This window comes from Thermogemmatispora carboxidivorans (assembly GCF_000702505.1).
In the GTDB taxonomy this organism is placed as follows: Bacteria; Chloroflexota; Ktedonobacteria; order Ktedonobacterales; family Ktedonobacteraceae; genus Thermogemmatispora; species Thermogemmatispora carboxidivorans.
In genome coordinates this window covers 4,567,215-4,589,294 of the sequence record NZ_JNIM01000001.1, presented here as the reverse complement: position 1 = coordinate 4,589,294, position 22,080 = coordinate 4,567,215, and the positions used below count along the sequence as shown (strand labels likewise).

Annotated in this window: 18 protein-coding genes; 3 read left to right on the top strand and 15 right to left on the bottom strand. The window is 62.1% G+C overall.

The window, feature by feature from the left end:
* Nucleotides 1-71: 71 nt before the first annotated feature.
* The 6 genes from N688_RS18060 to N688_RS18035 all read right to left on the bottom strand — a co-directional run bounded on the left by N688_RS18060 (nucleotide 72) and on the right by N688_RS18035 (nucleotide 5,894).
* Nucleotides 72-1,466: a pentapeptide repeat-containing protein gene (locus N688_RS18060; RefSeq protein WP_052890593.1), complete on the bottom strand. Its 1,395-nt coding sequence runs from the start codon at nucleotides 1,464-1,466 to the stop codon at nucleotides 72-74.
* Nucleotides 1,467-1,526: 60 nt separating this feature from the next.
* The gene (locus N688_RS18055; RefSeq protein ID WP_052890592.1) at nucleotides 1,527-2,837 is read right to left on the bottom strand and encodes a pentapeptide repeat-containing protein; all 1,311 of its coding nucleotides are present in this window, start codon (nucleotides 2,835-2,837) and stop codon (nucleotides 1,527-1,529) included.
* Nucleotides 2,838-3,205: 368 nt separating this feature from the next.
* Nucleotides 3,206-3,511, bottom strand: coding sequence for a co-chaperone GroES (gene groES / locus N688_RS18050; protein WP_052890591.1), 306 nt, complete (start codon nucleotides 3,509-3,511; stop codon nucleotides 3,206-3,208).
* A gap of 187 nt (nucleotides 3,512-3,698) precedes the next feature.
* Complete coding sequence (locus N688_RS18045; RefSeq protein WP_052890590.1) at nucleotides 3,699-4,502, bottom strand: ABC transporter permease; 804 nt, start codon at nucleotides 4,500-4,502, stop codon at nucleotides 3,699-3,701.
* Between the two features lie 22 nt (nucleotides 4,503-4,524).
* Complete coding sequence (locus N688_RS18040; RefSeq protein WP_052890589.1) at nucleotides 4,525-5,325, bottom strand: ABC transporter ATP-binding protein; 801 nt, start codon at nucleotides 5,323-5,325, stop codon at nucleotides 4,525-4,527.
* Nucleotides 5,322-5,894 carry a MarR family winged helix-turn-helix transcriptional regulator gene (locus N688_RS18035; protein ID WP_052890588.1) on the bottom strand — a complete coding sequence of 191 codons (573 nt, stop codon included), beginning with the start codon at nucleotides 5,892-5,894 and terminating at the stop codon, nucleotides 5,322-5,324. The genes N688_RS18040 and N688_RS18035 overlap by 4 nt, the downstream gene beginning before the upstream one ends.
* Nucleotides 5,895-6,526: 632 nt before the next feature.
* Between N688_RS18035 and N688_RS18030 the strand changes: the two genes are divergently transcribed.
* On the top strand, nucleotides 6,527-8,890 hold the full coding sequence (locus N688_RS18030; RefSeq protein ID WP_052890587.1) for an ATP-dependent helicase: 2,364 nt from the start codon (nucleotides 6,527-6,529) through the stop codon (nucleotides 8,888-8,890).
* Between the two features lie 392 nt (nucleotides 8,891-9,282).
* On the top strand, nucleotides 9,283-10,011 hold the full coding sequence (gene radC / locus N688_RS18025; RefSeq protein ID WP_052890586.1) for a RadC family protein: 729 nt from the start codon (nucleotides 9,283-9,285) through the stop codon (nucleotides 10,009-10,011).
* Nucleotides 10,012-10,207: 196 nt separating this feature from the next.
* On the opposite strand, the gene lon is transcribed toward radC, so the two are convergent.
* Both lon and N688_RS18015 read right to left on the bottom strand, forming a co-directional pair.
* Nucleotides 10,208-13,030, bottom strand: a complete 2,823-nt coding sequence (gene lon / locus N688_RS18020; RefSeq protein WP_202901964.1) for an endopeptidase La — start codon at nucleotides 13,028-13,030, stop codon at nucleotides 10,208-10,210.
* Nucleotides 13,031-13,104: 74 nt separating this feature from the next.
* A complete protein-coding gene (locus N688_RS18015; RefSeq protein ID WP_081838977.1) occupies nucleotides 13,105-13,587 on the bottom strand; it encodes an Hsp20/alpha crystallin family protein in 483 nt (160 codons plus the stop codon).
* Nucleotides 13,588-14,827: 1,240 nt separating this feature from the next.
* On the opposite strand from N688_RS18015, the gene N688_RS18005 reads away from it, so the two are divergent.
* Nucleotides 14,828-15,415, top strand: a complete 588-nt coding sequence (locus N688_RS18005; RefSeq protein WP_156025503.1) for a hypothetical protein — start codon at nucleotides 14,828-14,830, stop codon at nucleotides 15,413-15,415.
* Between the two features lie 574 nt (nucleotides 15,416-15,989).
* Here N688_RS18005 and N688_RS17995 read toward each other — a convergent pair.
* From N688_RS17995 to N688_RS17965, 7 genes are all read right to left on the bottom strand, one after another.
* Nucleotides 15,990-16,448, bottom strand: coding sequence for a hypothetical protein (locus N688_RS17995; RefSeq protein WP_052890581.1), 459 nt, complete (start codon nucleotides 16,446-16,448; stop codon nucleotides 15,990-15,992).
* Nucleotides 16,449-16,737: 289 nt separating this feature from the next.
* Entirely contained in the window at nucleotides 16,738-17,997 is a 1,260-nt protein-coding gene (gene menA, locus N688_RS17990; protein WP_052890580.1) for a 1,4-dihydroxy-2-naphthoate octaprenyltransferase, read from the bottom strand.
* 227 nt (nucleotides 17,998-18,224) lie between these two features.
* Entirely contained in the window at nucleotides 18,225-18,878 is a 654-nt protein-coding gene (locus N688_RS17985) for a translin family protein (protein WP_052890579.1), read from the bottom strand.
* A gap of 219 nt (nucleotides 18,879-19,097) precedes the next feature.
* Nucleotides 19,098-19,496 carry a hypothetical protein gene (locus N688_RS17980; protein WP_156025502.1) on the bottom strand — a complete coding sequence of 133 codons (399 nt, stop codon included), beginning with the start codon at nucleotides 19,494-19,496 and terminating at the stop codon, nucleotides 19,098-19,100.
* A gap of 340 nt (nucleotides 19,497-19,836) precedes the next feature.
* Entirely contained in the window at nucleotides 19,837-20,208 is a 372-nt protein-coding gene (locus N688_RS17975) for a translation initiation factor (RefSeq protein WP_052890577.1), read from the bottom strand.
* A 63-nt stretch (nucleotides 20,209-20,271) separates the two neighbouring features.
* A complete protein-coding gene (locus N688_RS17970) occupies nucleotides 20,272-21,162 on the bottom strand; it encodes a metal ABC transporter permease (protein ID WP_052890576.1) in 891 nt (296 codons plus the stop codon).
* 38 nt (nucleotides 21,163-21,200) lie between these two features.
* Entirely contained in the window at nucleotides 21,201-22,073 is an 873-nt protein-coding gene (locus N688_RS17965; RefSeq protein WP_081838976.1) for a metal ABC transporter permease, read from the bottom strand.
* Nucleotides 22,074-22,080 lie beyond the last annotated feature (7 nt).

Here is a 22,080-nt window from a genome sequence, read left to right as displayed (position 1 = left end):
CTCCAGAAGGAGTGACCAGCTCGGCGGGAGAGCCTGTTCTTGGCAAGAGGCTCCCCCGCGTGCATGAGACATCAGGAGGGAGGTGCTGTGGCGGCCTCCAAGAGCCAGCGGCGGGCGGTCTCACCGGTAAGGCGTTCGAGCTGCTCGGGTGGGCCGATCAGGAGCCAGTCGGCGCGGACGGACTCCAGGCCGGAGGAGCCAGCGAAGGAGGTGTGCCAGAGGCGGGCGCCGGTGAGATCAGCGCCGGAGAGGTCGGCGTGAGTGAAGCAGGCGTGCTCTAGCTGGCAGTCGCACAGGCGAGCCTGAGTCAGGGTGGCGTAGGAGAAATCGGCCTGGGAGAGCTGAGAGGCAGTCAGATCGGCGCCGGAGAGATCAGCCAACCAGAAAGAAGAGTGGGAGGCGTCGAGGCGGCGGAGGGTGGCCTGTCGGAAGCGGCTTTTCCAGCAGAGGGACCAGGAGAGGTTGGCTAGGTCGAGGGAGGCGTGCAAGAAGGAGCAGGAGGCGAGATAAGAGACGTCGAGCTGGGTCTGGCGGAGAAGGGCGTGGTTGAAGTTGGAGGCGGGCAGGAATACCCTGCTCAGACGGCGATGGGAGAGATCGAGGCCATGCAAGTCCAGGCCGCCATCGACGAGGCGCAGCTGGGGGTACCATTCGGACTCAGCGATCCATTGCTCGTGCTTCTGGAGGCGCTCCTGCCAAGAGAAGGTGGTCTGGTGGGAGGCCACCCACTGGAGCCAGCGGTGGACGCTTTCGCCAGTGAGGCGATCACTACCGAATTCCATGCGACTGTCCATGATTTTGTCAAACAGGAAGCTCAGCTCAGGTTCGCTGTCGCTAAGAATGAACCAGTCCAGCCAGTTAGGGGCGGCGCTGTCAGAGGAGGTAGACTCGCTGGGTAGGCTCAGATCGATCCAGTCGGCGCGGACGGACTCCAGGCCAATCGCACCGAAGAAGGAGGCGCCCCAGAGGCGGGCGCCGGTGAGATCAGCGCCGGTGAGATCAGCCTGGAAAAAGGAGGCTTGCTGCAGATTGGCCTGCCGGAAGGAGGTGCCCAGGAGGCGGGCGTGGTCGAAGCGGGCCAGGCGCAAGGAGGCCTCAGAGAGGTCGGCCTCGGAGAAGTCGGCCTCGGAGAAGTCGGCGCGCTCAGCCTGGAGGCGGTGGAGCATGGCCCCGCGCCAGAGGGTCTGCCAGCAGAGAGCCTGGGCGAGGGAGGCGTCGGGGGCCTGAGCCTGCAGGAAGTGGGAGGAGGAGAGGACGGCCCCGGAGAGGTTCGTGTGAGCGAGCAGGGAGCCGGCGAAGGAGCAGGAGCGCAGGAAGGCTTCCTGGAGGGGGCGACCGGAGAGGTCGAGCTGGGAGAGGTCGAGGCCAGTGGCCTGCCAGCGCTGGCCCTGGGTGCGAGAGGAGGCGAGCCAGCGCTCGTGGTCCTGCAGGTGGCGCGAGACAGCATCAGGCAAAGTTCGGGTCATGTGCCATCCTCACTTTCTGGGTCAGGGAGATTAGAAGCATCAGCGACGTCTGGCTCATGGTCACTCCTGGAGGGCCTCGAGGCCAGGAGGGAGGGGCGAGCTGGCAGCCCAGCGGAGCCAGCGGTGGGCGGCCTCCCCGAAGAGGGGTTCGGGCTGGTCGAGCGGGCCGACGTCGAGCCAGTCGGCGCGGACGGACTCGAGGCCGATGGCGCCGAAGAGGAGGGTCCGCCAGAGGTGAGCGCCGGAGAGGTCGGCGCCGGTGAGGTCGGCGCGGGCCAGGATGGTGCGGCGCAGCTCGGCGCCGCGCAGGCAGGCGTGCTGGAGGCAGGCCCAGTGAAAGTCAGCGCCGGAGAGGTCGGTCTGGGAGAGGTCGGCCTGGGAGAGGTCGGCCAGCTTGAAGGAGGCGCCATTGCCGACCAGGCTGCGGAGGCTGGCCTGCCGGAAGAGGGCTTTCCAGCAAATTGCTTTCACGAGGCGGGCTTCATCGAGGGTGGCGCCGTTGAAAGAGCAGGAGGCCAGCCAGGCCTCTGCGAGATTGCAGCCGCGCAGGAGGGCGCCGTCGAAGTTGGAGGAGGAGAGGCGGGCTTCAACCAGCAGGTGGCCAGAGAGGTCAAGGCCATGCAGGTCGAGGCCCTTGGAGTCGAACTGGTCCAGGATGGGAGAGCGCTCGCGTCTGTCGGTCTGCTGCCAGTGCTCGTATGCTCGGAGCCAGTCGAAGAGTTGGGGAGGACAGGAATGCGCGGGGGCCTGCAAGAGCCAGCGGCGGGCGGCCTCCCCAAAGAGGGGTTCAGGCTGGTCGGGCGGGCCGACGTCGAGCCAGTCGACGCGGACAGACTCCAGGCCGGAGGCATGCGAGAAGACGGCGCGCCAGAGGCGGGCGCCGGTGAGATCAGCGCCGGAGAGGTCGGCGCCGAAGAAGGAAGCCTGGTGCAGGGTGGCTTGGCGCAGGCAGGTCTGGCGCAGGCGGGCGTGGTCGAAGCGGGTCAGGCGCAAGGAGGCCTCAGAGAGGTCGGCCTCGGAGAAGTCGGCCTCGGAGAAGTCGGCGCGCTCAGCCTGGAGGCGGTGGAGCATGGCCCCGCGCCAGAGGGTCTGCCAGCAGAGAGCCTGGGCGAGGGAGGCGTCGGGGGCCTGAGCCTGCAGGAAGTGGGAGGAGGAGAGGACGGCCCCGGAGAGGTTCGTGTGAGCGAGCAGGGAGCCGGCGAAGGAGCAGGAGCGCAGGAAGGCTTCCTGGAGGGGGCGACCGGAGAGGTCGAGCTGGGAGAGGTCGAGGCCAGTGGCCTGCCAGCGCTGGCCCTGGGTGCGAGAGGAGGCGAGCCAGCGCTCGTGGTCCTGCAGGTGGCGCGAGACAGCATCAGGCAAAGTTCGGGTCATGTGCCATCCTCACTTTCCTCAAGAAGGAGAAGAAAGCTCCTACCTCACGGTCTCTCTTTATACCATATCAGCCTATAGGGTTCAAGCAGCGGAAGCAACAGCAGCCCTGACATATGGGGCCGAAATGTCGGGTGTGCCTGGCGGTGCTGGAGGATAAAGAGCGCTACGAGCCGGGAGCAACGAGACGATAAAGCAATCTGATCTGGTCAGGTGAAACGGGGATAGAGACAAATAAAAAAATTCCAGTGCCGTACGCGCTCACAGGCACTGGAATCGCCGCATCTGATAGCGATACCGAGGCATAATAAAAGAAAGCAACGAAAGAGGAAAGAATAGAGAGGAGTAGAGCGAGAGAGGCCGCCAGTCGCCTACTCCTCGACCACGCCCATCACATCGCTTTCGCGCAGAATCAGCAGCTCCTCATCGTCGATCTTAATCTCGGTACCAGAATACTTGGAGAAGAGCACATGATCGCCGACAGCGACCTCCGGTTTCACACGCTGACCATTATCGAGCAGCTTGCCAGGGCCAACCGCCAGTACCAGCCCCTGCTGTGGCTTCTCCTTGGCCGTATCGGGAAGCACGATGCCGGTCTTCGTCACCGACTCGCGCGTCACCGGCTTCACCACAATCCGATCAGCCAATGGGCGAACCTTCTCACCTGCAGTCGACATAGACTCTACCTCCCTTGCACAAAACAGATAGCATCGTCAGCGCAGGTCGCCACCGCGCTCGCCTCTGGTGAGCTTTGCGGCGTAGCGTGGCGTGGCGCCTGGCCGATTAGCACTCTCGTGAGGAGAGTGCGAACCGGCTATTATCATACACCAGGGCGGGCTACATCGCAAGAGGGAAAAGGCGCCCTTACAGCACAATCGACTGATATGTTGCAGCCGCCAGCGCCTGCGCTACAATGACCGCCAGCAGCAACACGCCCCAGTCCAGCAGCGCATCGGGGGCCGTACCGACCACGAGGAAGCCGCGCAACAGATCCACGGTATAGCTGAGCGGATTAATCTGGGCCAGAATGCGCAGCCAATCAGGCATGATGGCCAGCGGATAAATGGCGTTGCTGGCGAAGAAGAGCGGCATCGTCAAGACCTGGCCGATGCCCATGAAGCGCTCGCGCGTCTTCACCAGAATTGCGATCAGCATGGAGAGCGTCGAGAAGAAACTGGCCGCGACCAGGACCGCCAGCAGACTCCCGATAATCCCGATCAGGCTCCACTGCAGGTGCACGCCCAGCAGCAGGGCCAGCAGAAAGATGATCACCGCCTGAGTGAGCGAGCGCACTGCGGCCCCGAGGCCCTTGCCGGTCACAAAGCTGGCGCGTGGCACCGGCAAGACCAGAAACTTCTGTAAGATACCAGCATCGCGCTCCCAGATGATGCTCAGCCCGTAGAAGATCGAGACGAACATCAGCGACTGCGCCAGAATGCCCGGTGTCATAAAGGTCAAGTAGCTCACCGAGCCAGTAGGGATAGCGTGCAAGCGCGAGAAGGCTTCTCCGAAGATCACCAGCCACAGGGCCGGCTGCACCGCGCGCGTCAGCAATTCCGTTGGATCGTGACGCAGCTTACGCAGCTCGATCTCCGCCACCACCAACACGCAACGCACATACGTCACGATGGTCTCCCAGGGCGAAGGCGGGCGCAGCAGAGCCTTCAAGTCTGCCCCTTCCCGCTGGGATTTATCCGAAACGCTGAGCGCGCCGACGTAGCTGTCTGACTTCACGATAACTGCCTCCCGATTCCAGAGTATTGCCGGTCACCGACGTAAAAACATCCTCAAGCGTAGCGCCAGGCCGATCCAGGCTGGCCTTCAGAGCCGCTGGCTCACCGATCGCCGCGATACGCCCATGATCCATGATGGCCACGCGCTGGCAGTAGGCATCAGCCTCCTCCATATAGTGCGTCGTCACCAAGAGCGTAATATGCTCCTGATTGCGCAGCAGCTCCAATGCTTCCCAGACTGAGCGTCGGGCCGTCGGATCGAGGCCGATGGTCGGCTCGTCCAGGATGAGAATGCGCGGACGGTGCAGGATGGCCTGACCAATCTCCAGGCGCCGGACCATGCCGCCCGAATAAGTGCGTACCAGGCTGTGAGCCGCCTCGCGCAGATTGAGCAGCTCCAGCACCTCCCAGATGCGCTGCTCGCGCTCCTGGCGCGGAAAACCCAGCAGCTTGGCGACCACCAGCAGATTCTCATAGCCGGTCAGCGTGCTGTCCGCCGACAGCGACTGCGATACATACCCCAGCAGCCGCCGAATGACCATCTTATGGCGTTGGACATCCAGCCCCGCGATGCGCATCTGGCCGCTGGTCGGCGGAATCAATGTGATGAGCATGCGAATAGTAGTCGTCTTGCCGGCCCCATTGGGGCCAAGCAAGCCAAAGGCTTCGCCCTCCTGAATCGAGAACGTGATGTGATCAACGGCGACTTTATCGCCGAAGCGCTTGACGAGATCCTCGACTTCAATCATCGGCCTCATTCGGCCTGACCTCCCTCTCCTGCCTGAGTGATTGTCATTGCCGGAGTGGTGCTTGCTTTCTCTCCTGACTCTGGCGCCGACCGCTCCGGCTCAGGCCCCGGGGCAGCCCCTTCCTCGCGTCCACCGGCCTTGTCACCCGCTTCGGCGGCGGTCTCAGCAGCTGCCAGCACCCGCTCTATGAGTCGCTGCAGCTCGTCCTGCTCGCCAGGGGTCAGCGGTTCCAACATGCGCGAGAGCGCAGCGCGCCGCTCCCGCTGCCAGGCCGCCACCTGATCGGTGCCGCGCGCCGTCAGCTCGACCAGCACCACTCGCTCGTCTCCGCCATCGCCCTGACGCACCCGTCGCACGAGGCCCGCCTTCTCCAGGCGCTTACAGGCGCTGGTCACAGAGCTACCGCTCAGTCCCAGGGCGGTCGCCAGCTCCCCAACGCTGCATGTCCCTCGCCGGCTCAGGTTTTTGAGCAGCCAGTACTGCTCCGGCGTCATTTCTGCCCTCCTGACCGGGTGAGTGCTGCGCCTCAGCAGCCGCCACAAGGCCAGCAGATCTTCTACCAGGCGTTCGCTGGCCATGACTTGACTCGCTCCCTTCCTTTTACAGACTAATATTTTTATCATCAAATATATTGATAATACAGTTTCTGGAAGCTGTCAAGGGGCAACGTGCGAGGAGGGTGCTCCCCTGCGGACGCAGCTGGAAGGAAGGGGCATTGGGGAACTCATCCCTATCAGCAATGCCAGGCGGTGACCCTGATCTATGTCGACCAGGACGGACTACTCAGGCAGGATCAGCAGCGGACCGTCGTGCGAACCCTGACCGTTGAAGGCTGCCAGCTGCCAGGTCTCAGAGACTCTTCAGGAGGCCTCCAGCTCCACGACCGCTCTCTGTGAGAGGGTGGAAGGTCTGCGTGGAGCCTTGCGCCTGGTTTCCTGTGGGGTTGACGGTACCTTCTATTTGATCCTGGATGCCGCTATTCAATAAAGTTGGTAGTCAGTGGAGACGGAGGCCAGAGCCAGAAGTCACGTGGTATCCTGGCCATGCTTGTGCCGCTGGGCAGAATGCGCTACAATAAAAGCCCAATGCGCTGATATTCACAGGGCCGGGCGCCAGTCGTGGCGCTCGTGAAGTGTCGCTAAAGCGCGCACAATCTCAGCGCCCGCCGATCACATCAAACTCGTCTGCGCGACAGAGCTGGATTGGACTGATGCCTGAGCATACAGACCTGGAACAGGAGCTACTGGCCGGCCTCAACGGACCGCAGCGGGAGGCCGTCACTACTACCGAGGGGCCGCTGCTGATCCTGGCTGGTCCCGGCAGCGGCAAGACGCGCGTCATCACCCATCGCATTGCCTATCTGGTGCGCTGCCGTGGCGTGCGGCCCTGGCATATTCTGGCCGTGACCTTTACCAATAAGGCCGCGCGCGAGATGCAGGAGCGTCTCGAGAAGCTGGTGGGCCTGAGCGAGGCCCGCGAGATGTATATTGGCACCTTCCATGCGATCTGTGCCCGCGTGCTGCGCGCTGAGGCGGAGCTACTGACGCCGCTTGGCCTGACGCGCTCCTTTGTCATCCTCGATACTGATGACCAGGCCGCCCTCATCAAGCAGGCTCTGCGCGACCTCGATCTCGATGAGAAGCAGTATCGCGTCTCGCTGATCCATGCCTTGATCTCGCGCGCCAAGAACGCCATGCTCTCCCCGTACCAGATGGCCGAGCAGGCTCGCCGTTATACCGAAGAGGTGGCCGCTCGCGTCTACCGGCGCTATCAGCAGTTGCTGCGGGCCAATAACAGCGTCGACTTCGACGATCTCCTGATGCTCACCGAGCAGCTCTGGCGCACGGAACCCGAGGTCTTGGAGCGTTACCAACAGCGCTGGCGGTATATCCATGTTGACGAGTTCCAGGACTGCAATGTACCGCAATATAAGCTGATTCGCCTGCTGGGGCGGGGCAGCTACGAGCGGCCCGGCGGCAGCGGCAATGTCTGCGTCGTTGGGGACGATGACCAGATGATCTATAGCTGGCGTGGCGCCAGCGCCGAGAACGTTCAGGCCTTCGAGCGCGACTTTCCCGAGGCGCGTATCATTCTGCTAGAGCAAAACTATCGCTCGACGCAGCACATTCTCGATGCCGCTCAGTGCGTCGTCCGGCGCAACACGGCCCGCAAGGAGAAGCGGCTGTGGACCGCTCTCGGCCAGGGCGAGAAGCTGATCTACCACGAGGCATATAACGACGAGGCCGAGGGGTTATACGTTGCCGATGAGATCCTCAAGCTGCTGGCGCGCGGGGTGGTAGCCCAGCGCAGCGAGATCGCTGTCATGTATCGCACCAATGCCCAGTCGCGCGCCCTCGAAGAGCAGTTTCTGCGGGCCAACATCCCTTATAAAGTCATTGGCAGCCGCAAATTCTACGAGCGCAAAGAAGTCAAGGACATGCTGGCCTACCTGCGCCTGCTCCTCAATCCTCACGACGACCTGAGCCTGCAGCGCATCATCAATGTACCTAACCGAAAGATCGGTCCGAAGTCGCTGGGCGAGCTGCAGCGCTGGGCGCGCGAAGAGCAGCGTTCGCTCTATGATGCTCTGCAGCGGAGCGAAGACCATCCGACGCTGGGGCGCGCGGCCAAGAACGCCCTCCAGCAGTTCGCTCAGCTCTTGGAAGAGCTACGCGCCTCGGTGGCCGAGCTGCGCTTGCCAGAGCTGCTGGACCGTGTAGCGGAGCGCACAGGCTATGGTCCCGAGCTGCGCGCCTCTCCCGAGGGTGAGGAGCGCTGGAGTAACATCCTGGAGCTGCGTCGCGTGGCTGAGGATTATGCTGAGATTGAAACTTCGCTGGCCCTGGAGCTGTTTCTAGAGAATGTGGCTCTGGTCGGCGGGGCCGATGTGGCTCAGACAGGCGAAGAGGGCACCCTCCTCCATGAAGAGGACCAGGACGCCGTGACGCTGATTACCTTGCATGCGGCCAAGGGCCTGGAGTTTCCGGTGGTCTTCATCGTAGGACTCGACGAGGGCATTCTCCCACATGGGCGCTCCATCGATTCGCCCGAGCAGCTGGAGGAAGAGCGTCGCCTGGCCTACGTCGGCTTCACGCGCGCCATGCGTCGTCTCTATCTGGTGCGCGCCCGCCGCCGCTCGTATTTCGGCGATGTGGTCTACACGGAGCCGTCGCGCTTTCTGGAGGATATTCCACCCGATCTGTTTGCCTCTAGCCCCGGCTCTGGATCGCTCCGCCAGTCTTCAACCTGGGAGCGGGGAGGCCGCTACGAGAGCTATGATCACGACCACGAAGACTATGGCTCTCGCCGGGTCTCTGGCGGCGCTGCTTCCCGCCCGCGCCGCAGCGTGCCTGCCGACACGACCTTCGCGCCAGCTTCCTCCGATGTTTCCGTGACACCGACCGCGCCTCGCTTCCAGCCCGGCGATCGCGTGCTGCACCATCTCTTTGGGCAGGGCATCGTCCTCAAGAGTGAGCTGGAAGGTGGCTCTGAGTTTGTCGAGGTGCAGTTTCAGGGGAAGCATGGCAAAAAGCGCCTCAGCCTGGATTATGCACGCCTGGAGCGCCTCCCCTGAGCTGCTGCCGCTCCCTCCACGCCAGCGGCGGAACAGATCGGCACTAGCCTGAACGGCCCTTCTTCCGCCGCTCTGTCACTACCGCAGCCAGGAAGCTGCAAAACAGAACACTAAACACCCCCCCGGAAGCAAGGAAGAAGGGCTTCAGGGAGAGGATGATCAGTTGCTGTTAAGACCGTGTGAATATCAGGCAAGCCACCTGTAAAGGGACTCCCTTCTTGTTCTCCCCCTTTCCATTCGTAGTAAGCAAGCAGTAAAGTGAAGCATCTCAAAAACTGCCTGCTTCCAAATATGGCTATTGCCTCAGTAAATAGAATCATCTATCATAGATAAGCCTTTTATCCTTATAGCTTTGTCAGCAAATTGAGAAAGGACCCTGGTTGTAAAAACTGATGGAGAAAAAGCGTCTCAAAGACGAGAAAAGTGGAGAGGGAGTCGCGTATCATATTACTATTCATGATATGCCCAGTAGTGAGCGTCCGCGGGAGAGGCTGCTGCACTACGGGCCGCAAGCCCTCTCGACAGTCGAGCTACTGGCCATCGTGCTGCGCACCGGGACGAAGCGCAGTAATGTGGTAGAACTGGCGGCCAAGCTGCTCGTGCTCTATGGGGGCCTGGGTGGTCTCATGGGGGCCGATCTGGCCAAGCTCTGCCATGAGCATGGGCTAGGTGCTGCGAAGACGGCTCAGCTCAAAGCCGCTCTGGAGCTGGGGCGGCGCCTGCAGCTAGAGCAGCCGGAGGCTCGTTATCGCATCACCTCGCCGGCAGATGCGGCGCGGCTGGTCATGATGGAGATGGCCTATCTGGAACACGAAGAAATGTGGATTCTGCTACTCGATACCAAAAATCAGGTGGTAGCCATCGAAAAGCGCTACAAAGGGACGGTCAACAGCTCGGTCCTGCGCGCGGCGGAAGTCTTTCGTCCCGCGGTCCTGCGCAATTGCCCGAGCATTCTCATTTGCCATAATCATCCCAGCGGGGACCCGACGCCTTCGCCGGAGGACGTGGCTGTCACCGAGCAGCTGATCGCTGCGGGACGCCTCCTTGACACCGAGCTGATCGACCACCTTGTCATCGGCAAGCAGCGCTATGTCAGTCTCAAAGAACAGCTCCGTTGGTAGTGCTGGTTCGGGGGCTTGAGCTGCAGAGAGGAAAGCAAGTGCGGAGGGGCAGGAAAGGCCGGGCGGCTGCGAAGTCAGGCTGGATGAGGGAAGTAGCCAGACCAGCGGGCGGCAGATAAAACGGCTGCGATGTCAGGGGCTCCTTTCTTCGGAGAGGGGCTTCCTATCCATCGCAGCCGTCTGGGAGCGCAAGTGCTCACGTGGCGCGGACGATGGCCTCCTCCGCGGCCTGCGGGCCGGTCTGGTCCTGGCTGCGATCCTGGTCGCCCTCTTCCTTGCCCGCGATGCTCTCCGGGCGAGGAGCGGGCAGGCCGCCCTCCAGGGCCACATCCAGCACCTGCCTGATGTCATCGACAAAGACAAACTCCATCTGCTCACGCAGCTCGCGCGGCAGGTCTTCCAGCAGATCCTGCTCATTCTTGCGTGGCAGAATCACCGTATGGATGCCAGAGCGGTAGGCGGCCAGCACCTTCTCCTTGACGCCGCCGATGGGCATCACGCGCCCGCGCAGCGTAATTTCGCCCGTCATGGCCACATCCGAGCGCACCTTGCGCCCGCTGGCCAGAGAGACCAGGACCGTGGCCATCGTCACGCCTGCCGACGGTCCATCCTTGGGGATAGCTCCCGCAGGAACGTGAATATGCACAGCCTGGTTCTCGAAAACATTGTTGGGCAGGCCCAGCGCGGCGGCGTTTGAGCGCACGTAACTGAGAGCCGCCATCGCCGACTCCTTCATCACATCGCCCAGCTGTCCCGTCAGGATCAGCTGACTCTCCTTGCTGGGCATCACCGCGGCCTCAACAAAGATGATCTCGCCACCGACGGGGGTCCAGCTCAGGCCAGTAGCGATGCCGGGCCGGTCGATGCGCTCGGCGGCCTCCTCGAAGAAGCGCCAGCGGCCCAGATACTCGGTCAGCTGCCCCGTCGTGATATGGATCGGAGCCTGGCGCCCCTCAGCGATCTGGCGTGCTGCCTTGCGGCAGAGCGTCCCGATCTCCCGCTCCAGATTGCGCACGCCCGCCTCGCGCGTATAGCCACGGATCACATAGCGGATCACCTCATCATCGATGATCAGCTCGTCCGGGCCCAGCCCATTGGCCGCGATCTGCTTGGGGAGCAGATAATTGCGAGCGATATGCATCTTCTGCTCCTCAGTGTAGCCCGAAAGCTCCAGGATCTCCATGCGGTCCCGCAGCGGAGCGGGGATCGGCTCCAGCGAGTTGGCCGTGGCGATGAAGAAGACCTTCGACAGATCGAAAGGCAGGTCCAGATAGTTATCGCGGAAATTGTAGTTCTGCTCTGGATCAAGGACCTCCAGCAGAGCAGAAGAAGGATCGCCGCGCCAATCGGCCCCGACCTTATCGACCTCGTCGAGCATAATTACAGGATCATTGGTTTCGACACGCCGCAGAGTCTGGATGATGCGCCCGGGCATGGCCCCGATATAGGTGCGACGGTGGCCGCGGATCTCGGCCTCGTCGCGAATGCCACCCAGGGACATACGCGCGAACTTGCGCCCCAAGGCGCGAGCGATCGACTGGCCCAGGGAAGTTTTGCCGACGCCTGGTGGACCGACGAAGCAGAGGATCGGCTCACGGTTGAGCTGACGATTGGCCTCGCCCGAATGCAGCGGCTGCGTGGGGCGGCGCTTATCGGTCTCGCCCTCCGCCGCGGCCTCGGCGGCCTCCTCCTCGCGCCTGGCCCGCTCGGCCATGCGCTCCTCCTTCAGGCGGCGCACGGCCAGGTATTCCAGAATGCGCTCCTTGATCTTCTCCAGATCGTAGTGATCCTCATCGAGCACCTGACGCGCCTTCTGGACATCGATCGTTTGGCCGGTGCTCTTGCTCCAGGGGAGGCTGACCAGCAGCTCAAGGTAGGTGCGGATAATGCTATACTCAGGCGAGACCGTGGGCAGCTTCTCCAGACGGGACAGCTCGCGGTTGGCCTCCTTGAGGGCCTCCTCGGGCATTTTGGCCTCTTCGATTTTGGCGCGCAGCTCATTGATAGTAGCCTGTTCTTCGCTCTCCTCGCCCAGTTCACGCTGGATGGCCTTCAGCTGCTCGCGCAGGAGGTACTCGCGCTGCATCTTATTCATCTCTTCCTGGGCGCGACTCTGGATCTTGCGGCCCAGTTCGAAGATCTCCAGCTCGTGGGCGAGGAAGCTGCTCAGCTCCTTAAGCTTGGCGCGCACCGAATCGAGTTCGAGCAGTTTCTGACGGAGCTGCAGCTCCATCTGGACGAAGGTCGCGATCAGGTAGACCACCTGGCGAGGCTCTTCCAGATTAAGGTTGGCGGCGGCGGCGGCCTCTGGCACATTTTGGACCAGAGCGACCATGCGCTGGAAGTAGCTGACCACATTGCGCTTGATGGCCTCGGTCTCGGTATCGTTCTCCTGGAGGTCAGGCCGGAGGGTCACGTACGCCTTCAGATAAGGCTTTTCCTGAACGAACGCGCCGATGGTCACACGCTCCAGCCCTTTGACAATGATATGGATCGTACCATCGGGCATGCGAATCATGCGCTCCACGCGCGAGACTGTACCGATCTTGAAGATGTCATCCGGCCCGGCCTGCTCGATTTCCGCCGATCGCTGAGCCACCAGTACGACCAGGCGATTGCCCGGCATGATATCGTTGATCAAGCGAATCGAGCGCTCCTGACCAACCGCCAGCGGCTGCATAGCGAAAGGATAGACCACGACATCTTTCAGGGGGAGGATCGGCAGGATTTCAGGGATCGAAAACCGCTCCTCGTCGTCGTCCTCCTCCCGCTCATCGTGGTAGTGATGATGATGGTGGGAGCGTTCTTCGCGGGAGGGTTCGAGATCCTCATCGACCGCGCGTCGCTGGCGCCGCCGCGGCTTCTGGCGTGTGGAGGGCGAGCTGGCAGCGGCCTCTCCTCGCCTGCCACGAGCCGGGCGCTGCCGCGCAGGAGCACTTTTCGCCTGAGTCTCCTCTTCGTCTCGTCTCTCCAGAATCTGCTCTTCCTCTGCTTCTTCTTCGACCGCCTGCTCAGGCATAAGCCCGCGCTTCTTCTGATCCTTTTCCATAAACCTTTCTCAGTCAGTAGTTCGTTCGGTTCATTCGCTAATTGCTACTTCTCCGTGGCACTCTGCCGAACCTGGACGCGCTGAGGCTCGCTGCGGGTCGCGGGCAGCTTGGGCAACGTGACCCAGAGAAAGCCATTTTCATAGCGTGCTGTCACTGCCTCGCGATCGATAGGCGAGGGAATGAAGACCTCGACGCGAAAAGGTCCATAGCGGATCTGCGCCTCCTGATAGGAGAGGTTCTCGCGGTCCTCATTGTCATCTCGCCGCTCGCCGCTGACCACCAGCGCGTCTTCGTAGAGTGTGACGTTAATCTCATCCTCTGACATTCCGGCAAGCTCTATCTTCACGACGACCTGCTCCGCCGATTCGCGTATATCGGCAGGAGGACGCCAGACCTCCGAGTGTTGGAGAAGCGCCTGCTGGCTCTGCCAGAGAACTTCCTGCAACAACTGGCGATAGTGGCGTTGCAGTTGTTGCCCTGACCCATCGATATAGCGATAGGTCACAGAGCGGTAGCGCATCCGCATACTGGTTTACCTCGTTTCACTCTCCTCAAACGGATCGTGAGGCGTGACCTACATGCAACTTCCTTGCCTGTTAGTGACGACTGTTGGACGACTGGACTCCACTGGGATCTTGATCGGCTCCCTGGCCGTCTATCCACTGGTCCAGCCAGCCGCCTGCCCTGGCCTGGCTCCCTCCGTACCTGGCTGCTCTCGGCTTCGCTAAGTGCTCTCTCCCTGAGCGTGCGAGTCGCTGACTGGTTGGTTGCTGGCCTGCTAGAAGGGTCAAGCGAGCCACGCAGGACTGGCGGTCAGCCGCGAACTGGCAGAGAGAACCGCGCAGCTGCGGCTTGACGCTGGCAGGTCCGGCTACGCCTCGCCTCTTCTCGTCCCAGAGCAGGGGACCTGGCTTGCCGCTTCGGCTTAGCCTTGCTTGCTCGTTCCCGTCGCCTTCTCCCTCCCTCTCCTGGTAACCAATACTGCTGACTGGCTAACTGACTGACTGACTGACTAACCGGCTGGGTATTCTGCCCAGCCCCTGGTTGCTGCAATCTGCTCTGCTCTGCTCTGCTCTGCTGTCTCTCAGGCGAGGAAGATGGAGAGGGGAAGAGCGAAGACGTCCTGTTCAGCCCTGTAGACAGGACACATGCTGACTACAGCAGAGGAAGATCTTTTTCGCCGCTGGCCAGCGCCTTCTGACACTCCGGGCAGAGGTATTCGTATTCTGAATGGCTCTCTGAGAGGACGTCGCTCTGGATGATGCGCGCGTAGCGCAGACGTGTTGCCTTATTACACCTGGAGCAGTTGACATATGTATCCGATATTGCAGTCCTTCTGGTCCCAAGGATGTCTTCCTGCATGACCGACACATGCCTTTCTTTCTGCTTCAAAGGTCACAATCACCCGGTAGCAGCGTGGGCCAGGGCTGCGTGGCGCACAGCTGTCGGCTCGGCTCTGCGCTCTTGGCCTGACCCCCTCACGGGAGCGGAGTGCATGCGTATGGGCAGGCGTGCCTTCCCATCTGCAGGCCAGGGCTGTCCTTCTGGCCGCCTGGCCTTTTTGATTATGGCATGCGGGCGCGAAAATTGCAAGGTGGTTTGACGTCTTCATGGCGATATGCTACTATGTCTCTTGGGCTTCATTTATTTTTCGTGCGTTTTCAAAAGGTTAGCAGGCAACTCAGCAGCTATCAGGCGCGTCTTTCCTGGTTGTGGTTAGCTAGCCGGGCGCGGCCAGCGCCCTGATATGAATAGAGGGCACTCCCATGATCGCGCGAACACTCTCTAAATGGCTGGCTCGATTGTTTGCATGGTGGCCCGGGAGAAAGCGACGCTCCCAGGTGGTGGCGGCGGAAGCGAGTGGGGCCTCCGGCGCTCCCGCGCTGGCGTCACGTCAGCCTCCTTTGTCAGGCACGCCCACCTCCACTTCGCCGTCGACGCCGGCCAGTGGTTTGGCCTCGCAAGCCGGTCCTACATCTCGCTACTCGTTCCTTCTTGAGGACCAGGATCTCTTCTTGCCGCCGAAGCTGACAGCTCCGCCCGGTGCGCTCGGTGGGTTGCCGTCCCTTGATTATAGCCTGCACGGTTTCCCCGGTCCTTTGGTTGATCCTAATCGCTCCCTGAGCGAGCGTATTCGGTGGATATGGGAGAACGATCTCCTCTCGTCTGGTGAGGCCTCTGCAGAAGCGGAGGCGCAGGCGGGGGCAGAGAGCGCTGAGTTGAGTGACTCTTCTCCTGCGGGCCTCCTCCAGCAGCGCCGCCTCGAGTTCCTGCGCTATCTGCTGAAGCGTGGCATTGTGAATGAGGGCTTTGATCAGGAGAATCTCCCGGAGCAGTATCGTCGTCTTCTCTGAGCGAGCCGGGTGGGTCTGCCTGCTCTTGCCAGGGGAAGCGTGGATAACTGTCTCTACCTCTCTGCGCCAGGTGTTGCAGGGTGGCAGAATGTGGCGATCTGGGCCTGGCTCCTGGCCCGGCTAGGGCGCTGCTTGCCCGCGGAGGCCAGCGAAGGAGTAGATGGTCAGGATGGCGCTGGTCGGCCTCTTCTCTTCTCCTACGCAGAGTCGCTGGCTTCTCTTTGTCGCTCCAGGCCAGCGAGGCGAGGAACAAGGCAAAAGGCAATTGGCCGCTCTTTTCCTCCCCTGGGGTGGCAGGCTGCTGAACTCTCGACCGCTCTGTGCTTGCCGGTGCTGGTGGAGAGGCGGAAGGCTATTGCCGCGCGGCGTGACGTGGCGACCACGTGGCTGGTGCGCTGGGTCTCCTGGGTGGGTGGGTAGGTCGGTCGGTCGGCAGCAGGACCGCAGGACAGTGTACGAACGACTAAGCGAGCGATCGCTTTGTCAGCTCTCGAAGAGAGGAGGTCTGCGATCAAGATCGGACCTCGTTCTCTGGAGTGGCGGCGTGGCAAAGCGGTCGCGTGCTTCGTTCGGCTTAGTCTTCGATGGCTGTCTCGCTGAGGCGCAGGACCAGGCGACAGAAATGGAGCATGGCCGCGGCGAACTCCAGATAGGTCTCGTCGCTCGGGGCTGCGTGTGGGCCAGGTGAGGCGCGTCGGCGTAAGGCCCGGAGCACAACCATGACGTCTTCCTTCAAGGAGGCATCGAGATCCCCGCTCTGCATCAGACGGATGACCTGGGCCACGATGGAGTCAACTTCACGGCGCATCAGGCGCAGTTCTGTTAGCCAGGCATCCTCGTCGGCGGGGGGGGGAGCATCGTCGTCCCATGTGGGGACCGGCAGGGTCTTGCTCTCCTCATCGTCCTGTCTGACCTCGCTGTAGCTCGCACGTTGGTTGGCCTGGAGGTGAGTATGGGAGTCCGATGCTGCGCCTTCGAGCGTTACCCCCAGCTCACGCAGTAGCTCGGCTAGTTCTTGTTCCCAGCCAGCCATGGGACACCTCCTTCTGAAATAACCGCCAGGACGTCCTTGACACAACCAAAGTGTAGCACAGTGTACCACCCCTGTAAATGGGTTGAATGGGCTGCGACGCTGAGGCACTGCAGAGACTCGCGAGCTGTGCCTGGGAGGCGGAGCTTGCGAGTCTCTGCAGTGGAAGATGGTGGGGGAGAGAGGGGAAAGATGACGGCTGGCTGGATAGCCCTTGTTCTGCAGAAGATGAGCAGGCTGGCGCCGGGTTTATCCTTGCCTCGGAAGGAGGAAACCCGGCGCCCGGACCGGCTCAGGGCAAGGCCAGGGAAGGCACCTGGGGGAGAATGGGGAGGAGCGCGGAGAGCAGCAGAGCCACGACGAGCAAAGCGACAAACCAGGCCTCTAACTTGAGCATGTCGCGCAGGACAAGATGGAGACCGGAGGCGAGATCGGTGCGCAGGATACCGCTCACCACAATGACCAGGGTAGGCAAGGTCCAGAGAGCGATGAGTACCAGGTGAGGCGCGTTGTGAGGGAAACCGATGAAGAGCAGGACAAGGTAGGCGCCTCCCAGGAGCGCCAGGAAGAGGGTCCGGTTGAGACCAAGGCCCAGCGTGTTGGCCAGGGTATGCTTGCCAGCCTGGGCATCGTCCTCAACATCGCGCATGTCATTGACGTACACAAAAGCAGCTGCCAGCAGGCCCGGCATCAGGCTGTAAAGAAGGACCTCTTCGCTGAGCTGGACCTGCTGCAGGTAGTAGGCCCCTAGCGTGATGAGTGGACCGTAGACACAGAAGACGACTGGCAGGCCGAGCATGAGTGAGGAGAGCGCTCGCCTCGTGGCGCTGTAGAAGTAGGCTGCCAGCAGCCCCAGCAGACCGAAGAGGAACAGCGCCCAACCGGAGGCGAGGGCGAGCAGCAGGCCAAGTAGTGAGCCACCGGCCAGAAGGACCAGGCCGAGGGCCAGAACGCGCGTAGGCTTGATCAATCCTTGCTGGATGAGCTTGCCCGGCCCCAGAGTGTTGCTGGTGTCGATCCCGCGCAAGTAGTCGTAGTAGTCGTTGATGAGATTGGCCCCAAGCTGCAGGAGCACTACGGCCAGCAGCCCTACCAGGAAGCGCTGTGGGTGCCATTGCCCCAACCCCAATGGCCCGCGCAGGCTAAGGACCTGCGCCAGCGCGAGAACGCTTCCCAGCAGGAACGGCATGACGCTCAGGACGAGATAATGGGGCCGCATGCCTTCCCACCAGAGACGCAACCACTCGCTCACACTGCGCCGATACTCCGCCGGCTGCGCCACCAATGGGGCCGGCGTGCTGACCGCTTCTCCTGCTTCAACTGAGTGCACCGAGACCTCGGGCTGCAGGGTGCTGAGGGTCTGTAACGACCCCAGGGGAATGGTCGGAACCTCTTCTGCCTGCACCGACTCGGCTGTCACGATCTGAGAACTGGCTCTGACTTCGTTCTCGCGTTGTTTCCCTTTGCCATTGCTGATAGGATCGCTATGCTGCTCTGCAGTCTCTAGCTCTTTTGCAGACTGCTCTTTGTTCGTAAGCTCTTGCTGCGACATATGCCCCCCTTTCGCTGCGCACTTACCGCTAGCTCCGGCGGCGCACCATCGGGTCTCTTATTAATATGAAGAAGAAGACAGAAAGACATCAGACGATAAAGATGCTATAGAAGATGACTGCTCCTGGTCTGGCTGCTCGGTTGCTGCAGGCAGGATAAGCGGCCTGCAAGCTGAGCCGGTGACGCCTTCGTCACTGTTAGTATACAACCTGCCGGCCAATCGGCACATCACGAAGGTGCCGTACCTTTCTCGTGGAGCGCGGTCAATAATTCGCTGATCTTTCCCTCAAGCTGTGCCTGTCGCACCGCGACGGTGAGGTCTCCGCGTGTCTTCTCTAAGATCGCGCGTGCGGTATCGGTGGTACGGCGCAGGCCACCAGTGATGGCGTCGGGGAAGTCGATGGTGATCAGCAGGGCGTAGATGTCGTCCATGTGCTGCAGGAGCTGCTCGCATTCAGCGAGCCAGCCCTGGCGCAGGCGATCCAGGACGTAGCGCCGCAGCTCCCCGACGGCCTCCCCCAGGCCATTGAGATAGGGCGCCCAATCGATCTTGAGGCTCTGCGGATGGGGCAAGGCTCTCCCCTGGATCAGGGCCAGAAAGGCCGCCGCCTCGGCATATTCTTTCTGGGCATCCTGGACGAAGCCGGCGTAGAAGACATCCGGTTGCTCGCGCAGGTCTGTTCCGATCTGAGTGAGCAGCTCCGCCGCCCTGGCAAGTAGCTCCTCGGCGGCGGCAAATTCCCGCCGGTGGGCCGCACGGATGCTATTGGCGCAGTAGCGGATCAAGGTGCGTGCACGTGGCAGCGCTTGCTCTCGCGCGGTGTTTTTCTGGCTGAGATAGTCGAGCGCTTCTTGACCAAGGCTCTCAAGGTTCTCTATCATGGCGCTTCCCTTTGCTGACCTCTTTTCGAATAGTGCCAGTGTACCATAGATCGATATGCCTGGCATCTTCTCATGGTCGCAAAGAGCAAAAAATCCCACTCGCCTGGCCGCAGAGGCTGGACGAGTGGGCTGTTGTCTCAGGTGACGATGCCCGGTCTGCTTGCTCTACCGTCGCTCTGACCGGGGCGCGCGGGTGAGCTGCCGCCGCTCCGTCAGTGCCTAGACCAGGCGGGTCACTTCGATCTCCGGTGGAAACCGCATCTGGTCCAGGTCCCCGGCCCAGAAGAGTTGCTTCATGATCTCGGCTACGGCGTAGAGAAGGTGCTGCTGACTGATCTCGCGGGTGCGCTCAAAGGTCGCGCTGCCGCGGTAGCTGGCGAGGCTGCGAAACCAGCTATTGATGCCTGTCCGCCCGCTCAGGCGCACTAGATAGACCTCCATCTTCAAGGCCCCGTATTCGACAGGAACGATGATGCGCAGCTGCGGCTCGTGCTCGATGATGTCCAGGCGATAGAAGACGCCGTAGTGATCGCGCGATGCCTGGAAAATGGAGACTTCGGGCACCTCGTTCTCTGCCCCTTCGTGCTCCTCATAAGGCTCCGGTTGCTGCTGTTCCATACTTACTCCTAGGTTGGCCAGCAAACTCTCCAGCTGTTCGTGAATGTTCATGGCTATGCGCTTCCCCTTCCTCTTTGCAGCATACTCGTTTGGCAATGGCGCGCTCCGACGTCTTTGGGCGCGGCGGCTGGCTGCGCGCTCTCTCTGATTCTGAACTGAGACCGCCTCGCTTACTCTCTTCTTCTTTGGGGCTGACTCGAAAACGGAACTCGTTTAGATACACGGCTCTCAGTGCTGGAAAAGCTCTTTTTACTGCTCTCGCTTGTATGCTGGCTGGAGACCTGGCAAGGAGGGGGTGAGGAGCAGGCAGGCTGTGGGGACACTCTCCCCTGGCGGGAGCTTAGCCGCCGGCCCGTTTGGCGCGATAGCCAAGCTGCTGCAGATGCGCCAGGACCTTGTCGCGGTGGTCTCCCTGAATTTCGATGGCGCCGTCCTTGACGGTTCCCCCGGCTCCGCAGAGGCGCTTGAGGTCGCGGGCGAGCGTCTCTAGTCCGGCCTGGCTGACGGGCAGGCCGCGGATCACGGTGACCGTTTTGCCGCCGCGCTGGGCCCGTTCGCGGCTGACGCGGACGCTTCCGCCGCTGGGCGCGCTCGTCGAGGCTGGCTGGCTTCCGCTCCCGCTCTCGCAGCGACAGTGGCGATAGGGCTGGTGGCAGACGGGACAATGGGTGACTCGTCCGCCGTCGGTGCTGTAGACGAGACGATCTGGCATGGCTGTTTTCTCTTCCTTTCTTGGCTGGTCTTACTTACTTGCTGCCTCCCCTGGCGGACCGTCTCAGACGGCGGCGCGTCGTCCCTTGCAGGGATGGGCGGGCTGAGCCGGGAGACGGGGAGCGCGACGCTGGCGGACATGGGCGATGAGGGAGGCGCCAGCATAGCAGCAGGTGGCCAGGGTGGCGATACAGAAGCTGGCCGGTAGGTGCTGGCCTGGTCCCAGGAAGGCGATGAGTAGTCCACCCCAGGTGCAGCCCACGCCCAGGAGAACGGCCAGCAGGAGGGCGCTGGCGGGTGAGGAACTCAAGCGCCCGGCGGCGGCGGCTGGGGCCACCAGGAGGGCGAAGACGAGCAGGACGCCGATGACGAGCACGGAGATGGCAGTGGCCAGAGCGAGGAGCAGCAGGAAGAGGACGGAGAGCAGGCGGACGGGGACGCCCCGCGCTGCGGCGACCTCGGGATCGATGGAGGCAAAGAGCAGCGGTCGGTAGAGGATGAGCAGGGCCAGGCTACAACCGAGGGCACCGGCCAGGCTGAGCCAGACGTCCTCACGACTGACGCTGAGGATGGAGCCGAAGAGGAGGCCGATACCAGCGCTGGCATGGCTTCCGCTGCTGGATGCGTAGAGGCTGAGAAAGAGGACCCCCAGACCCAGGGCGAAGGAGAGAACCATGCCAATCTCGATGTCGCGTCCGCGCAGGCGCTCGCCAAGCAGGCCAATGATGAAGGCCGCCAGCAGGCTGAGGATCATCATGCCGGGCAGGGGACTGAGACCAAGCAGGGCGGCCCCAGTGGCTCCTGTGAAGCCAATGTCTGTCAGGGCCTCTCCGGCGAAGGTTTGGGCCCGCAGGACGAGGAAATAACCAATCAGCGCGGCGGCAATGGCAACGCAGCCGCCGGCAAGGAAGGCGTTCTGGATAAATTCGTGCTGCCAGAGTGTGCCAATGTTCATGTTCCTGAAGCTCCTCTCTTGGTCACGGGTGCCTTGCATTACCGCGCGCTGGCCTGCTGCGAGAGGCCTTCGCTGGCGACTGGTCGCGAGCCTGGCTGCTGTTGCCGTCGCTGCCAACGCGGGGCGATGAGACGCGCGGGGAGATAGACGATGAAGGAGAGGAAGGCGATGAAGAAACTGACGGGGATGGTGCCGCTGAGAATGGCCAGGAGGATGCCCAGCCAGGTATAGAGCAGCCCCAGGACAATGGCCAGCAGGATGACCGCCCCCGGTCTCAGGGCCAGCCGCCCGGCAGTGGCCGCCGGGCCAACGAGCAGGGTGAAAACGAGCAGCGCGCCGACGATCTGGACGGCAATGGCGATGGCCAGCGCCACGAGCATGAGGAAGACGACTGCCAGCAGGCGAACGGGAACGCCCCGCGCTTCCGCAATCTCGGGATCGAAAGAGCTAAAGAGGAGGGGGCGAAAGAGCAGCAGGATGCTGCCAAGAATCAGCAGGCTGATGCCAAAGCTGAGCAGGACGTCGAGACGGCTGATACCCAGGATGGTGCCGAAGAGAATGCTGTAGACGCGCTCGGCGTAACCGCTGTAGAGGGAGAGGAAGAGCAGGCCCAGGGCGAGGGCAAAGGTCATCAGGATGCCGATGGCCAGGTCGCGCTCGCGCAGGTTGCGCCCAAGCAGGCCAATGCCGATGGCTGCCCCAATAGTGAAGGCGAGCAGGCCCAGCAACGGGTCGAGGCCAAGCAGAACGGCGCCGGCGGCTCCCGCAAAGCCGATGTTGGGCAGGGCATGACCGGCAAAGGTCAGGCCGCGCAGCAGCAGGAAGTAGCCGGTGACGGCAGCTACAATGGCGATGCAGGTCCCGGCGAGAAAGGCATTTTGGATAAAAGGATAGCTCAATAGATTGATCATGGCGCCT

Coding starts and splice junctions, on each gene's coding strand:
- N688_RS18030 (WP_052890587.1), top strand. CDS start 6,527: ATGCCTGAGCATACAGACCTGGAACAGGAGCTACTGGCCGGCCTCAAC.
- N688_RS17975 (WP_052890577.1), bottom strand. CDS start 20,208: ATGCCAGATCGTCTCGTCTACAGCACCGACGGCGGACGAGTCACCCAT.
- N688_RS17985 (WP_052890579.1), bottom strand. CDS start 18,878: ATGATAGAGAACCTTGAGAGCCTTGGTCAAGAAGCGCTCGACTATCTC.
- N688_RS18035 (WP_052890588.1), bottom strand. CDS start 5,894: ATGGCCAGCGAACGCCTGGTAGAAGATCTGCTGGCCTTGTGGCGGCTG.
- N688_RS18015 (WP_081838977.1), bottom strand. CDS start 13,587: ATGCGGATGCGCTACCGCTCTGTGACCTATCGCTATATCGATGGGTCA.
- lon (WP_202901964.1), bottom strand. CDS start 13,030: ATGCCTGAGCAGGCGGTCGAAGAAGAAGCAGAGGAAGAGCAGATTCTG.
- N688_RS17980 (WP_156025502.1), bottom strand. CDS start 19,496: ATGGAACAGCAGCAACCGGAGCCTTATGAGGAGCACGAAGGGGCAGAG.
- N688_RS18005 (WP_156025503.1), top strand. CDS start 14,828: ATGATCGCGCGAACACTCTCTAAATGGCTGGCTCGATTGTTTGCATGG.
- groES (WP_052890591.1), bottom strand. CDS start 3,511: ATGTCGACTGCAGGTGAGAAGGTTCGCCCATTGGCTGATCGGATTGTG.
- menA (WP_052890580.1), bottom strand. CDS start 17,997: ATGTCGCAGCAAGAGCTTACGAACAAAGAGCAGTCTGCAAAAGAGCTA.
- N688_RS18040 (WP_052890589.1), bottom strand. CDS start 5,325: ATGAGGCCGATGATTGAAGTCGAGGATCTCGTCAAGCGCTTCGGCGAT.
- N688_RS17965 (WP_081838976.1), bottom strand. CDS start 22,073: ATGATCAATCTATTGAGCTATCCTTTTATCCAAAATGCCTTTCTCGCC.
- N688_RS18060 (WP_052890593.1), bottom strand. CDS start 1,466: ATGACCCGAACTTTGCCTGATGCTGTCTCGCGCCACCTGCAGGACCAC.
- N688_RS17995 (WP_052890581.1), bottom strand. CDS start 16,448: ATGGCTGGCTGGGAACAAGAACTAGCCGAGCTACTGCGTGAGCTGGGG.
- radC (WP_052890586.1), top strand. CDS start 9,283: ATGGAGAAAAAGCGTCTCAAAGACGAGAAAAGTGGAGAGGGAGTCGCG.
- N688_RS17970 (WP_052890576.1), bottom strand. CDS start 21,162: ATGAACATTGGCACACTCTGGCAGCACGAATTTATCCAGAACGCCTTC.
- N688_RS18055 (WP_052890592.1), bottom strand. CDS start 2,837: ATGACCCGAACTTTGCCTGATGCTGTCTCGCGCCACCTGCAGGACCAC.